General features: G+C 56.7%; 7 protein-coding genes and 10 pseudogenes. 10 read left to right on the top strand and 7 right to left on the bottom strand.

Annotation, left to right across the window (positions count from 1 at the left end; all coding sequences use genetic code 11):
• Window positions 1–122: 122 nt before the first annotated feature.
• A pseudogene (locus ACLFKU_RS40175) lies at window positions 123–276 on the top strand (branched-chain amino acid ABC transporter substrate-binding protein); the annotation flags it as partial.
• 5 nt (window positions 277–281) lie between these two features.
• Here the strand turns inward: ACLFKU_RS40175 and ACLFKU_RS40170 are convergent.
• Complete coding sequence (locus ACLFKU_RS40170; RefSeq protein WP_410852918.1) at window positions 282–761, bottom strand: Lrp/AsnC family transcriptional regulator; 480 nt, start codon at window positions 759–761, stop codon at window positions 282–284.
• Between the two features lie 142 nt (window positions 762–903).
• Between ACLFKU_RS40170 and ACLFKU_RS40165 the strand changes: the two genes are divergently transcribed.
• The 3 genes and pseudogenes from ACLFKU_RS40165 (at window position 904) to ACLFKU_RS40155 (ending at window position 4,254) form a co-directional block, all read left to right on the top strand.
• Window positions 904–2,088 (top strand): M20 aminoacylase family protein, encoded by a 1,185-nt coding sequence (locus ACLFKU_RS40165; protein ID WP_410852917.1) that lies wholly within the window; start codon window positions 904–906, stop codon window positions 2,086–2,088.
• A pseudogene (locus ACLFKU_RS40160) lies at window positions 2,085–2,977 on the top strand (M20/M25/M40 family metallo-hydrolase). The gene ACLFKU_RS40165 and the pseudogene ACLFKU_RS40160 overlap by 4 nt, the downstream one beginning before the upstream one ends.
• A 49-nt stretch (window positions 2,978–3,026) precedes the next feature.
• Window positions 3,027–4,254: pseudogene (locus ACLFKU_RS40155) on the top strand (diaminopropionate ammonia-lyase).
• Here the strand turns inward: ACLFKU_RS40155 and ACLFKU_RS40150 are convergent.
• The 6 genes and pseudogenes from ACLFKU_RS40150 to ACLFKU_RS40125 all read right to left on the bottom strand — a co-directional run bounded on the left by ACLFKU_RS40150 (window position 4,176) and on the right by ACLFKU_RS40125 (window position 8,561).
• A complete protein-coding gene (locus ACLFKU_RS40150) occupies window positions 4,176–4,739 on the bottom strand; it encodes a hypothetical protein (RefSeq protein ID WP_410852919.1) in 564 nt (187 codons plus the stop codon). The pseudogene ACLFKU_RS40155 and the gene ACLFKU_RS40150 overlap by 79 nt on opposite strands.
• 220 nt (window positions 4,740–4,959) lie before the next feature.
• Window positions 4,960–5,421: pseudogene (locus tag ACLFKU_RS40145) on the bottom strand (IS5 family transposase); the annotation flags it as partial.
• A 302-nt stretch (window positions 5,422–5,723) separates the two neighbouring features.
• Window positions 5,724–6,641 (bottom strand): hypothetical protein, encoded by a 918-nt coding sequence (locus tag ACLFKU_RS40140; RefSeq protein WP_410852916.1) that lies wholly within the window; start codon window positions 6,639–6,641, stop codon window positions 5,724–5,726.
• 198 nt (window positions 6,642–6,839) lie between these two features.
• Window positions 6,840–7,418 carry a hypothetical protein gene (locus ACLFKU_RS40135; protein WP_368587387.1) on the bottom strand — a complete coding sequence of 193 codons (579 nt, stop codon included), beginning with the start codon at window positions 7,416–7,418 and terminating at the stop codon, window positions 6,840–6,842.
• Window positions 7,419–7,590: 172 nt separating this feature from the next.
• Window positions 7,591–7,772 (bottom strand): annotated as a pseudogene (locus ACLFKU_RS40130) (DDE-type integrase/transposase/recombinase); the annotation flags it as partial.
• A gap of 618 nt (window positions 7,773–8,390) precedes the next feature.
• Entirely contained in the window at window positions 8,391–8,561 is a 171-nt protein-coding gene (locus ACLFKU_RS40125; RefSeq protein ID WP_410852915.1) for a hypothetical protein, read from the bottom strand.
• A gap of 111 nt (window positions 8,562–8,672) precedes the next feature.
• On the opposite strand from ACLFKU_RS40125, the pseudogene ACLFKU_RS40120 reads away from it, so the two are divergent.
• The 6 genes and pseudogenes from ACLFKU_RS40120 to ACLFKU_RS40095 all read left to right on the top strand — a co-directional run.
• Window positions 8,673–8,810 (top strand): annotated as a pseudogene (locus ACLFKU_RS40120) (IS6 family transposase); the annotation flags it as partial.
• A 105-nt stretch (window positions 8,811–8,915) separates the two neighbouring features.
• A pseudogene (locus ACLFKU_RS40115) lies at window positions 8,916–9,356 on the top strand (IS110 family transposase); the annotation flags it as partial.
• Window positions 9,357–9,742: 386 nt separating this feature from the next.
• Window positions 9,743–10,966 (top strand): annotated as a pseudogene (locus ACLFKU_RS40110) (IS4 family transposase).
• A gap of 535 nt (window positions 10,967–11,501) precedes the next feature.
• Window positions 11,502–11,786 carry a hypothetical protein gene (locus ACLFKU_RS40105; protein WP_410852914.1) on the top strand — a complete coding sequence of 95 codons (285 nt, stop codon included), beginning with the start codon at window positions 11,502–11,504 and terminating at the stop codon, window positions 11,784–11,786.
• Between the two features lie 270 nt (window positions 11,787–12,056).
• Window positions 12,057–13,789 (top strand): annotated as a pseudogene (locus tag ACLFKU_RS40100) (carbamoyltransferase).
• 204 nt (window positions 13,790–13,993) lie between these two features.
• A pseudogene (locus ACLFKU_RS40095) lies at window positions 13,994–14,431 on the top strand (phage integrase family protein); the annotation flags it as partial.
• Window positions 14,432–14,560 lie beyond the last annotated feature (129 nt).

The following is a 14,560-nucleotide window of genomic DNA, read 5'->3' as shown; positions in this document are numbered from 1 at the left end:
GGCAAAACGCCCGCGTGCAATGCCCGCAAGGGCCAAAAACCAAAGGATGACGGTCGGCTTCACGACCTGAACACCTCTACATCGCCGACACGTCGCAAATTCAGCTGCTTGTTCAGCGTAGCCCTAAATTGTATCTCCCGAAGCTGCGGGCTTCGAAGCTGGACGGTGTGACAGGCCCCATCCAGTTTGATGAGAAAGGGGGATATCCGTAACGGCGCAATTACCGTGCGCCAATTTGATCAGGGCGACTGGACCGACAAGTCAGTCATACGTTGACGGTCTTAGCCTCCCTCGGGAGCCACGGGTACACCGAGCCCCACCTTCACGTTGTTCATGCTCACCAGCGTCTTGAAGCGTTTGACGTTGTTGTTTGAGAAGAACAGTTGCCGCGTGAGGGCCGTGTACTCATCCATGTTGCGGACCGTCAGAAGCAGCACGAAGTCCCATTCTCCCGCGACGTAGTAGCACTGCTGGATTTCCGGGCATTGTGCGAAAGTGCGCTTCATCGAATCGAGCAGATGGATCTGCTCGCTCTCGACCTCAACCGTCGCGACGATCGTCAGCGGATAGCCGACCTTTTCGGGCGCGACGATAGCAGCGTAGTTGCGAATGACGCCTTCGTCCGACATCCGTCGCAATCCGCGATTGACGGCGGCCGTCGACAGGTTGACGCGCGCCCCCAGTTCGTTCTGAGGAATGTGCGCGTCGCGTTGGACTTCCATCAATAGCTTGAGGTCAAAGTCGTCCAGGCTGAGTGTCATGGCGTTTCGGCTAAAAGCTTCGGAAAGAGATATTTTTGCATGAGGGGCGTCGATTGAGGGATTTTTCTGGGTGACGTGAGGAATATTATCTCCCCGGTCGACATGAGCACTCCACGAACTTCATGAACGAGGACGTCCGACAATGGAAAACACGCTGCAAGACCAGCTCAAGAGCTGGCGCCAGTATCTGCACCAACATCCCGAGACTGGCTTCGAGGAAGTCAATACGTCTGACTATGTGGCGAACATTCTCAGGACGCTTGGACTGGAGGTGCACCGTGGCATCGGCGGTACTGGACTCGTTGCCAACCTGACGGTCGGAGAGGGGAAACGTGCTATCGGCCTACGCGCCGATATGGATGCGCTGAACATCGCGGAGCTGGCACCCGATAGGGCGCATGCTTCGCGCAGCGCCGGAAAAATGCATGCGTGCGGACACGACGGGCATATGTCGATGATACTGGGGGCAGCGCGACTCCTTGCTGAACGGCGCGATTTCAACGGCACCGTGCGCTTCATCTTTCAACCGGCAGAAGAGCATGGTCGCGGTGCGAAGGCGATGATGGCCGACGGCCTGTTCGAACGGTTTCCGGTCAATGCCATCTTTGGCGCGCACAACATGCCAGGTATGCGCGCAGGAACGTTTGCAACGCGTCCAGGCGGCATCATGGCGAGTGAAGACAACTTTGTCATTCATATCAAGGGGCGGGGCACACACGCCGCACGTCCGCACATGGGGGTGGACCCGATCGTTATCGCATCACAGATCGTCATGGCGCTGCAGACTGTCGTATCGCGCAATCTCGACCCGAGTTTGCAGGCAGTGATTTCGTGCACGGAATTCATCACTGATGGCTTGAGAAACGTCATTCCGTCGAATGTCATCGTCAAGGGCGATACGCGAAGCTATTCGCGCGACGTCCAGACTCTGCTCGAGACTCGAATGCGTGAAGTATGCGAAGGCATTTGCCGTACTCACGGAGCCGACTGCACTTTTGATTACACACACGAATTCGCTCCGACTGTGAACTCGGAGCAATACGTAGACGTCACTGTCAAGGCGGCGCGCAATGTCGCGGGAGTCGATGCCGTCGATGCCAATGTTCAGCCAATGATGATTTCGGAAGACTTTGGCGCGTTCCTGCAGGTCGTTCCGGGCAACTTCATGTTTATAGGCAACGGCGAGTCGATGGGCCACGGCGGCACGCCGTTGCACAACGCCACCTACGATTTCAATGACGGAATCCTTCTGACAGGCTCCCGGTATTTTGCCGAGATCGCGCGGCTCGAGTTGCCGTGTAGCCAAAAATTGATGGGACATAAATGAATACCTCTGTGTCTTCGTCCCTGAAACTTGATGGCGCAGGCCAGCTTCGGCAACTACATCAACTCGGCGAACTGGGCGTCGATCGCGAGGTAGGTGGACGGACTTGCATCGCTCTCACTGACGATGAACATGCCGGTCGCGATCTTGTCGTCAGATGGATGCATGAGATGGGCCTTGATGTCCGCGTCGACCACCTCGGAAATATTTTCCGCACGTTGCATTCCGAATCAGATGACGGCAGCCAGCGTCCGCTGATTACGGGGTTCCACATCGACCCCGTTGAAAATGCCGGAACGCTGGATGGGTGTTACGGCGTACTGGCTTGGCTTACAGTCGCGAGAGCATTCCGTCAGGCAGGCATCAAGCCGCAGCGTTCGATCATTATCGGCGCCTCCACCAGCGAGGAAGGCATCCGCTATCAGCCAGACATGATGGGCTCGCTGGTTTTCGCTGGCGGACTGTCCATTGAAGGAGCGCTGGATACAGTTGGCATCGACGGCACCCGCCTTGGCGATGAACTCGAGCGGATTGGCTATGCCAGGCGACCTAGAGCCCGGCGCAGTCGTTCTGCACGAATGTCTCGAACTGCACATCGAGCTGGGTCCGGTTCGATCCGTGAAGCCTAGGCGCTCCGCCGAAGCTTCGATCGCATTTGCCAGTGCAGCATCGAATACGACCGGCTCGAAACCGGACCAGACGTTCGGCCATTATCCGTCGATGACGTCGGGCGCCGCCCATGACATCCAGATGATCGCGCGCATCGCGCCGGCCGCGATGATTCGTACCGAGCCGCGACGGCATCAGCCACAACCCTCGCGAACACGATCAGCTCATTGATGGCGCCAACGTGCTGATGGATGTCGTGCTCAGGCGTCTCGCAGAGAAGTGATAGATATCGGGTCGCCAATTCCCATCATTATTACTGGAGTATCACGGTCATGCTGGTAGTTAATCCACGCGCAACGCGCACCTCGTATCCCGGTGAGTTGAAACAGACTCTCAGTATCGGGAAAGCTCAGGAAAGTCGTGCCTGGCTTTCCTGCTGGGACAAGATCTCGCCCGGGCGAACGCCCTTGCGTGGGTTGCCCGGGCTGGCCGCCAAGCTCAAGATCGACAGCATCAGCATCAAGGACGAGTCGGCGCGCTCCGTACTGGGTAGCTTCAAGGCATTGGGTGCGCCAGTTGCACTGGTGCGCCTGATCCAGCGGCTTTGGTCGAACCATGATCTGGACGCTCGTGGCCTCTTCGAAGGTTGCTATCGGGATCTGCTGACGCATTTCACGGTGGTTAGCGCTACGGACGGCAACCATGGAAAGGGGTTGGCTGCCGCCGCGCAGACGCTGGGATGCCGTTGCGTGATCGTGCTGCACGCCAATGTCAGCGTCGAGCGCGAGAAGGCGATCGCAGCGTACGGTGCGGAGATTATCCGGATCACCGGAAACTACGATGAATCGGTTAAAAAGGCGGCTCGCTTAGCTTCTCTGAACGGCTGGCACGTTGTATCCGATACGTCATACGACGGTTATGAAGACATCCCGCGTGACGTGATGCAAGGCTACGGAACGATTGCGGCAGAGATTGTCGAGCAGAGCGATAGTCAACCGAACCAGCCGGCCTACACACATGTGTTTTCAGGGCGGTGTCGGCGGACTCGCGGCAGGATTAGTCAGTTACCTTTGGGAATTCCATGGTAAACATCGCCCGCGATTCGTCGTGGTCGAACCACAGCAGGCAGACTGTCTGTGTCAGAGCGCATTGGCTGGACGCGCCGCGCGTGCGACGGGAACCGTCGACTCCGTGATGGCAGGACTCGCATGTGGTGAAACATCGCCGCTAGCATGGAGGTTTCTGCAGCCTGGCGTCGATGCATTCATGACGATCAGCGATGATGATGCAGTGCACGCCATGCGCATTTTGGCGGCAGGCAGCGATGTAGACGCACCCATCGTTGCCGGCGAGTCGGGTGTAGCAGGTCTCGCTGGGCTCATGGTATTGCTGCAGAACCAGCAGTTGGCGAGGCAAGTTGGCCTTGATGGCGCTTCCCGCGTATTGCTCGTCAGTACAGAAGGCGCGACTGCGCCTGCTACCTAACGGGAACTGGTCGGCGAGTCAGCCGAATCCGTCCTCGAACGCCAACTGGCTCGGTGCGCCAAAGCGATGGCCTGAGCGCACATGCGCTCGCTCGCGACCTGAACGTCCAAGCCGCGACGCGCGAAAAGACGCGGCGCAGTTACCAGTCCGCACTCCGGCATTTCGAGGTTGAGTGGGGCAGCTTTCTGCCCGCGAGCGCTGACATGATCGCGCGGTACCTTGCCGATCACGCAGAAACCCTGTCTATCAATACCCTGCGCTCGCGGCTTGCAGCGCTTGCGCAATGGCACCAGACGCAAGGTTTTCCGGATCCGACGAAAGCCCCGCATGTGCGCAAGGTCCTCAGAGGCATCGTCGCGCTGCATCCCGCAACCGAGAAACGGGCGAAGCCCATGCAGCTCGCGCAGCTCGAAAAGCTCACAGCCTGGCTCGATGAGCAGATCGTCGGACAAGCAGACGAGCGCGAGCGCCTCGCGTGCATTCGCAACCGGGCCTTGGTGCTGCTGGGCTTCTGGCGCGGCTTTCGGTCCGACGAACTCAGTCGGCTGCGGATCGAGCACGTAGCCGTTGAGGCTGGCCGCGGCATGACGCTGTACCTGCCGCGCACGAAACGCGACCGCGCGCAGCTGGGCACGACCTTCAAGGCCCCGGCGCTTTCACGCCTGTGTCCGGTGACGGCTTACGAGGCGTGGATTGCGGCGTCCGGCCTGACGGAAGGGCCCGTGTTCCGGAGCATTGACCGCTGGGGAAACATCAGCGACGAGGGACTGCATGGGGGCGTCTGCGCTTGCCCGGTCTCATCGCAACATGCCAACGAGCTGCGTCGGCCTCACAATGCTTTTCGCTTCCCTGATACCCGGCGTCAGCGTAGACATCCGTCTCCTTGCCGTGCAGCAACGCCTGGGCAACGGTGGTGTCGTGCACATTGGCCGCCGTTCCAATGACTGTATGAACCAGTCCGGAGTCTGCGTCGACGCCGATGTGCGATTTCATTCCGAAATACCAGTTGCCGCCTTTCTGCGTCGAGTGCATTTCCGGATCCCGGGTGCCGGAACCGTTCTTTGTCGAACTGGGCGCGGCAATCAGGGTGGCGTCGACTGCGGATCCAGCCTTTAGCATCAAGCCCTTCTCCGTCAGGATCTCATTGACCAGTGCGAGCATTTGCGCGGCCAGCCCATGTGTTTCAAGCAGATGGCGGAACCGGAGAATCGTGCTTTCATCCGGCAAACGCACCATGCCGCCGTCGAGACCCTATCTACAGGCCCGCGAACGAAATCCGCGGCGCTGGTCCGGCGACGCCCGAACCTAGACGCCTGTCGCGCAGTAACACTGAATCCCGAGCGCGACTGCATCGTTAAAACACATACGCACTCGACTGATATAGAGCCATTGGCAACATGACCGAGGCGACAACTTGCTTGACTCGCGCCGACGGGAAACCGGCGCCACGCAAGGCCCACTTCGTCGGAGTCGATCGTCGAACCGGGGAAGTCTCAACATTTGTGCAATTTCGTACCAACTTTTCTTCGTTTGACAGACGCCATCTACGGACGTTTAACAGCCATGGTCAAAGCTGTGCGCAAGTTCGGCGTAAGCTCGACATCACCGCTGCTGACGGAATTCAGCGTTTCACGAACCAAGTCCGGATAGGCACCTTTGGAAAGCTGGCCGATAGCGATATTCGCAGCTTCCCCCGGGGAATTCAGCCGAAAGAGTTTTTGTACAGCGAGTGCACGTATCAACTCACTATCGTGGCCGTCCGCTATCTGGTTCAATGTCTGCTCGGCCTCACTTCTTAAGTTCGCGGCATCGAGAATGCTTGGTTCCTCAAGAGTGCCGATGAGATTCAGTCGCGCGACAGCGGTCCTCTCATCGGTCGTGGCATCGTTCCTCAAATCGCTCAGCGCCTTACTGAAGACCTCTTGAGGCGTTTGACTTGGCATGTTGAAGTAAGTCTCATACATCTCGGCATATTTGGATTCGTTCCTGCCCTCCCAAATGGCATTTGCTTCTTGCAAGACTATGTCTCTGCCAATTGCAGAATCAACTAGGATGGATCGAAGAATGTCTCGCTCCATGCCATGTTCGGCAGGCATGTCGTGATAGAACTGAGTCACAAGCTTTGCGACCTCGGGGTCATTTTCCAAAGCAATCTGCAGCCGAGCCCGAAACTCATCCAGCTCATTCTGAGACATGTTGCCGCGATTCACGATCTTCTGAAAGATCGCACGAAGGCTCGCGTCAATTTGTACAGGTGTATCATTGGATGCCGCTCCGGAGGGCTTGTCATCGGTGGCCAAACTCCCGCCGGCATTAATGCCATCGGGCCACGCAATTCCCTCTTTGCTGCTTGTCGCGGTGGCTTCGGAAGACCTCAAGTCTGTGGGCTTGTATGCGCGCTTCGCTTGCTCCGAACTCACCGTGGGCGCGGCGAGAAATAAGAGGTACCCTGCCACCACCATCAGCAAGCATCCAACTATGGCTAGATGGACTCGACGCCGTGAAGTTAAATTTATATTGAAGGACATAAGTTTTATTTGTAGATAAGGAACGTCAGCCGTCTGATACAGTGCACGCCTCGCTCTTGGCGGTATCGTGGCGACACCAAAGACACTCCGCTGTCTCAAGCCAATGAACGAGGCGAATCGCGATCTGAGTAACTAAATGCGCTGATAGTTGCAGCTACTGCCACGCCACTCTGGCAAATATCCTTCACGATCATATGCGCCACCGACGTATGTGCAACGCCAACTCTCCCCCCCCATCCAATCGGAACGCCATCCCGCTGGGCAGCTTGACTGCAAGGTGAGGTAGTTATCCGCTCCGATCACGTGGACTTTCCCCCATCGTTCGCTGAAGTTGATGACTGCGCGGCCCTTCCAGCCCGGGTTAGGGCCACAAGTGACCGTTTCGCTACGAATATTGCATGCAGTCCATGACTTATTGATCCCGACATCGATCGCCATTTCGCCGATTTTTATCGGCATTCCCCACTGCGCACCGATGTTAAAGCTGGTGGTGTGGCATGACGAATGGCCTGTCGTTAACGCCACGGTTCCACAGCTTCCTCCAGAGCCACCGAAACAATAGTGCCAGTCCGATCCGTCCAAGGAGTAGCCGTGCTGGCTTTTGCCGATCCAACCCAAGAACCGGGTGTTAAGCGTCTGCGCGCTGACGGGGCCGTTATAAACGTCCAGCCAAGCAGCTATCAGCAGAATTAATATCTTCTTTGATGCCACGGAAGATTCCTCTCTTGGTTTGGGTTAAGGCTACGCTGATCAAGCCGCGTAAATGCGACTTGTTGTGACCAAGGCATGCATAAATTCTCGAGATCGCGAATAACCGCCCAAAAAGCGGGTTCTGTCGCAGTAAGAGCGAGAGGTCGGCCAAGTCCGATATGGTATGGATTCCTTATACAGCCAGTGAATAGAATTGCTGTGCGGGAGTTTGACCAACGCCGCCATCGTCCATCTGCCCCTTGACGATCATGTGCATAACTTCGATGCCGCCCAACAGGATGCGGCACAACGAAACCTTTTGAACCCAAGCATCGGTCGAGTTCGGCGCTTGATCGCCCGATGATCCTGTTCGAGAGGGTAGGGTCGAGAACTGGCGCGCACACGGTAGGCTCCGGTGGTCTCTCCACCGCTTTCGTGGTGGTCCTCAGTCCGGAAATGCCAGCGAACCGCGCAGCTGATGACGATGGCAGGGAAAGCGGTGGCCGTGATAAAGCGACTTTCTTTTCTTCATCGCTTCATTCTACCCCGCTCCTGCGTCACCCTAACAGAGCCCGCGGATCACATGCCCCTTTTCTTTGGCTAGCCGAGCACACTTAATGGCTAGCGTACCACTCGACAATAACACTAGACACTTTTCATAAGGTTGAGCGCTTATTCGCCCCATGATCCGGGCGCACCAAAGGAATACAATGCGACATCTCAATCTCCCAGCCAAGACCGAGGGCATCTGGCCAAGCGCGCCGCCGTTACGACGACACCAGTCACGATAAGCATCGAAGTCAATGCCGACCACTGAAATGCGGGTTCGCGAACACTATCGAAAGGCTAGTGCGTTGACGAGTTCCCGGCGACTCACGAACATAGACCCCTTGTTGCTGATGTCGCGATTTCCCCCATACCCGCCAGAGCGGGCAAGCGTTCGCATGCACGTCAAGTCCACGCCATCTGCGAGAATAAGCTGAGCGCGCCGCTTCAGATCACGATTGCCGCCCGCAGATGCCTCACCCCAGCCAAACTACCGATCAAGAAAGACTTTGTGCGCGCACAACCAAAAATCAAAACACTACGGGCCGCACGACATTTGCTACCAACATACCACCAATCGCGAATCGAATGGATATCAATTGTTTTTTCGATATCCATTCGAGTTTCTAATATCGCCCAGTTCTAAGGTTTTTAACAGTACCCGAGTTGGCGGGGTTTTGTCGCATTAGCGCGGTCAAGTAAAATCGTCGACCACAACGTATGACAAGCATGATGGCAAAGACGAAGACGCCGAGCAAGATGCTGCCCGCCGGCATTGGCAAGGTATTGCACTACCCGCTGGACGTGATCCTGCTGTGCGTCCGGTGGTACGTGGCGTACTCATTGAGCCTCCGTAACCTCGAAGAATGAAATGAACGCGTCCCACCCCGTGACCGATCCTCACGGGTCAACGGCATCGATGTGCCCAAGTGGCAAATAGGAAGCTTTCCAAGGCGACCGGAGGATCCAGTGATGAATCGTACAGCAGTCGGTATGGACATCGCGAAAAACGTGTTCCAGTTGCATTACATCGATCAGGAAACCGGCGAGATCGTGAACAAGCCGATCAAGCGAGCAAAGTTCCTCGAGCACTTCGCGAACCTTACGCCGTGCCTGATCGGGATGGAAGCGTGCGGTGGTGCGCACCACTGGGCTCGGCAACTGACGACGATGGGCCACGAGGTGAAGCTGATGCCGGGGGAGTTTGTGAAGGCGTTCAACATCCGAAATAAGAACGATGCAGCGGAGGCCCGGGCGATCTGGCTGGCAGTACAGCAGCCAGGCAAGCCGGTAGCGGTAAAAACCGAGATGCAGCAAGCGATGCTTGGGCTGCACCGGATGAGGCAGCAACTGCTCAAGTTCCGAACGATGCAGATCAATAACCTTCGAGGACTGACGGAATACGGCGAGGTACATATGCGAGCATGCTCTGCCCGTCATCCTTATCGCGACAGAACCCGGCGGTTCGTATTGACTTGTCCGGGAACGACAGGGAAAAAGTACTGTCGGCCTCTGAGAGAATGTTCCTGATCGGGTGTGATTTCTTCAATGATATTGAAAAAGCGGTCTACAATATTGAGCAACTGGTACCTGCCACCTAAATCATCAGGTGATGCGACGGCTAGGACCATCTCTTTATACAGAAGTAGCGCAGTAGCAGCCGTTTATCCTAAAACGCATTGAGCGATGCACCGGCGTGACCGGGGTTGTTAACGGCCAGAATTTCGCGCTTACTCTCGACTTTTCGAATGCGGATTCGTAATGAGCCGGGGTCATGGGTGGACGAGGAATTTGAAACACTGGATCTGGGCGACCCGAGGCGGGATCGTCGCGCGAAGGAACTGCTGAAGCGGTCCGCCGCGCGTCCCACGGCGAGTATTCCGGGTGCCTGTGAGGGCTGGGCCGAGACCATGGCGGCATACCGGTTTCTGGGCAATGAGTCACATTGACTGGCGCGACATGATGCACCCGCACTGGGATCGCACCGCTGTGCGCATGGGCGAGTTACCGGTAGTCCTGTGCGTGGCTGACACGACCGAGCTGAACGTCAACGGGCAGGATATCGAGGGCGCCGGCCCGCTCAGTTATGAAGCGCAGGTAGGCATGTACCTTCACGCTACATATGCGGTCACACCGGATCGCGAGGCGCTGGGTGTCATGAACGCCTGGATGTGGGCGCGCGAGCCGCGCGACGATAACGGCCGGCGTGGCGGCGTCTGCGAAAGCGTACGATGGATAGAACGTTAAAGGAGATCGTGGCGCAGCAGGCGGCGGCCATGCCGGGCACGCGGCTGGTATATGTGGCCGATCGCGAAGGTGATATCGCCGCGCTCATGCAGCGTGCGCAGGAGTTGGGCGAAGCGGCTGACTGGCTGATCCGCTCCCAGCACAATTGGGCACTCAAGGGCGAAGCAAAACCGTGGGAGACGGTACACGCGAGCGAGGTGCTCGGTCATGTCAGCTTCGTGCTGCCCGGGCGGGGTCGCCAGAAGGCGCGTGAAGTGAAGCAGGAACTGCGAGCACAGCGCGTGAAGTTACCCGGGCGCGGCGGCGTCGAACTGAGCTGCATTGAGGCATGTGAAGTGGATGCGCCCACTGCCGTGAAGCCCGTCGTCTGGCGCCTGCTGAGCAACCGCGAAGTGCCGAATGCACATGCCCTCACCGAACTGATCGACAGGTACCGCGCGAGGTGTGAGATCGAGATGTTCTTCAATGTGTTCAAGAACGCCTGCCGGGTTGAAACGTTGCAGCTCTCGCAGATGGAGCGCGTGGAGAAGGCGCTTGTACTGTATATGGTGGTGTCCTGGCGTATCGCACGGCTCATGCGGCTGGGCAGGACCAGCCCGGAACTGGATGCTTCGCTGTTATTTGAGGCTGACGAGATACACGGCGCTCACGTGCCCTGAAAGAAACCCCGCCCGAAAAAGCCACCGACGCTTAACCAGATGATACGGATGATCGCGTCACTGGGCGGATTCCTCGGGCGCAAGGGCGATGGTGAACCCGGAGCGAAGATACTGTAGATTGGCATGCAGCGTGTCATGGATGTGGTGATCACCATCCAGATCCTGCGTGACGGGTACGACACTTCTGTATATCGAGACGGGCCAGGACGCCGTCGCTATTAGAACTCCGTTGTCGAAGATATGGCTTGACGACCTATATGGCAAATTCACGGGATACATATGATATCGGCACTTCTAGGTAAGGTTGCGTTTGACGAGCAACGACTGGCCAAGGACCTAGCACTGTTAGAACAACATCCTCCCGCACCGGAAGTGTATTCGGAGTTTCGAGTTGGCACATTCCATACATACAATCTAAGAAACCCTTGTTCGGAGATAAACGATACGAGGCTCAATGCGGGAAACAAAGATGCAGGGTCTACGTCGCTCGGTGTGCAACTGACTTATCTCGATGAACTGCTCAACGTTCTCTTCGAGCCTTCTGCAATTCGTATGGTACGTGTGATGAAAATTCACGCGGGCATGCTATTCCCGAACCGGGATATGGTGGAGTTAGGCGAGGCTGGACGCAAGGTCACGCGAGTCCCACGTCATGCTCAAGACGAATCCAACTGCATTGCACTCGGAGTCGTCCGATGTCTTTCGAATGGAAGCGGAAGACATCGGGTTTCTGCATGTACATGGGACACATGCTGCGATCAATCGCGAAGCCGGCCCGCGATATACGATGGTGGTCGATTTGAATGAGAAGTTCGATCTTCGCTCATTGTCTACGCGACCCGGTGTCAGACCATCCACGCCGACAATGATAAGGCGCAGCGAGCTTACTTATGAGGAAATCGATGAAAAAACTCGTCAGCCGACAAAATGTACTTGATTTTTCCAGTTTTTTTCGAAATTGCATTTTTACAAGAAAATTTCAGTTGGCCACTCGTCATCCATGACCAGGGAATTTTTCTCTGGCACCAGCGAGGAAGCAACAGCCTCTGAGTTCATAGATTTCCTGGTGGAAAGTAGAGATTTTGACGAGCGATTTCCTCTAAACGAACGCTGGATGTGGTGCTAAGCATTGTTCCGGTAATCAATGCATCGTCGAGATATTGGTCAGTGAAGTATTGAAGTAGCCTCAACCTTAAAGGATTCCAAGATGTATGTACTTGGTATTAACGCCGCTTACCACGAATCTGCCGCTTGTCTTATCAAGGATGGGCAAGTCGTAATGGCGATCGAAGAGGAGCGTCTAAATCGCATCAAGCATGGGAAACTCGCCAGTCCCGGGACGACGGGCGAGTTGCCATGGCTCGCGATCAATAAGTGTCTCGAGGCTGCGGGAATCACGCTTGCCGACTGTGAGCACCTCGGTTACTCGTTCAGCCCTGAAGTTCTTCAAGAGGGTGTGGCACAATGGCGGGATACGAACGACACGCCTCACGTGTGGCCGCTGGAGAAGGATAGCTACCAGACAATCGAAGGGGGGCTGGACTTCATTGATGGGGTGCTGTCCGCGCGCAGGCAACTGATTGAGAACGCCGGATTCAGGGGGACCTTCCACTTTCTGCCGCACCACGATTGCCACGCCGCAAGCGCCTTCCACGTGTCGCAGTTCGATAAGGCCGCGGTGCTCGTGATTGACGGAATCGGGGAATGGGCGAGTACTTCGCTGTACTACGGAGAGGGCACGCAACTGCGCAAAGTGCACGATTTTATTTTTCCGAATTCACTCGGGTTTGTGTGGGAGAAGCTGTCAAAATATCTTGGCTTTAGCCAGTACGATGCGTCCAAGGTCATGGGTCTCGCCGCCTATGGCGACGCTACCAAAACCATTGACCTATTTGCGAAGATTGTGACTAGCAAGCAAAACATGAGCGTCGATCTGGCCGTGCTGCGTCATGAATCGCCAGACTTTTCTCCGTTGGAGACGCTTTTCGGCCTGCCAAGGCGCTATGAACCTGTGGACTTCAACGTCGAGAACTGGCAGGCCTACGTGAATGTCGCAGCTGGCCTGCAGTTGCTGACCAAACAGGTGCTCGTAGAAATCCTGCGTCGTTTCGATTATCAAACCCATCGCAACTTGTGCATGGCCGGGGGCGTCGCGCTAAATTGTGCAGCTAATGGCGCGATTGTGCGTGAGAAGCTGTTCGACAATATCTTTATTCGCCGGCCTCCAACGATGCTGGCACCGCGATGGGGGCTGCATTCCTGATTTGGAATCAAATGCTTGGTCGGCCGCGGGACTATGTGTTTACGAACGCCTACCTCGGCCCGAGCTACACTGACGATGAAATCGAGGCGGTGCTTTCTCGCACGAACCTGAACTACAACAAGGTGGAAGTTGCGGGGAAAGCCGCGCAGCTTATCGCTGATGGCAACATTGTCGGTTGGTTCAGTGGTGGGATGGAGTGGGGGCCGCGTGCGCTTGGTGCGCGTAGCTTGCTAGCAGATCCACGCAACAAAGACATCCGCGAATTGATGAACGTCAAGGTGAAGCATCGCGAACTTTACCGTCCGTTCTGTCCAAGCATTCTCGGAGAACGTGCAGAGGAATGGTTCATCGGAAGTACCGACGTGAATGCAGGAAAGTACATGCTTACGACGTCAGTGGTCCACCCCGAAAAGGCGGGTGCGATCCCGGCGGTCGTTCATTTTGACCAAACTGTACGTGCGCAGACGGTTTATCGGGAGGATAACCCTGAGTACTACCGCTTGATTTCTGAGTTCGAGGCACTCACAGGCGTTCCGCTGCTGCTAAACACTTCCTTCAACGACTCGGAGCCGATTGTGTGCAGCCCTCAGGACGCCATTAATACATTTTTGAAGACCGACATCGACTACCTCGTGCTTGGCAACTACCTCGTTGAGAAAAACCCAGGTTACACCTGACATCTGCCCTGAGACCTGGCCGTACATGGGGTTGTAAGCCGGAATCGCCAAAATTTTGGAAGTTCTTTGATTTCAGGTGGTTAGAGAAGGTCGAGACCCGCAAGCATGGCTGCGATGTCGATCGGGTTCTCGTTGCGAAACGTGTAATGCCCGAGCCCGGCTCGCGACGCCTGCCGAACCCGGGGGTTCCCGGATGCCGATGCGCTGGCCGCGCTGCGTGGCTGGTATGCAGGCCTCAGTTCACGTGCAACCGTCCTGCGCTACCTGCCTGGCCTTAAGGCGCCGGGCCGGTCCGCACGTGGCATGCTCGGCCGCATCCGCCGGCAGCTCATTGCGTTCGCCGAAAGCCGCCATCGACTGGATCTGCCGGCGGTATTCCAGCACACGCGCCAAGAGCGGCGGGGGCGAGCCAAGGCAGTTGAACACGCGCTCAGGACGTTGCCCTCGTTGACTGCGCCACAGCCCCAGATCAGCGACGACATTGAATGGTGGCTCGCACCCCGGACCGCGAATGCCCTGCGTGCACACGGCATCCATACGCTCTCGGAACTGACCGTACGCATCCGGCGACGGCGCGGATGGTGGCGAACGATCGAGGGGCTCGGCGCGATGGGGGCTCGGCAAGTCGAAGCATTCTTCGCCGAGTGTCATCTTCCGCCATATAGGGGCCACCGGGCTTCCGGCATAAAGGAGCCGGGACGTTTTCGGCATAAAGGAGCCACTTCGTTTCCGGCATATAGGAGCCAGTTGGCTTTCGGCATAAGGAGCCAG

This window comes from Paraburkholderia sp. EG304, from assembly GCF_046543485.1.
In the GTDB taxonomy this organism is placed as follows: domain Bacteria; phylum Pseudomonadota; class Gammaproteobacteria; order Burkholderiales; family Burkholderiaceae; genus Paraburkholderia; species Paraburkholderia youngii.
The sequence above is the reverse complement of the archived record's forward strand: the minus strand, read 5'-3'. Positions and strand labels throughout refer to the sequence as shown.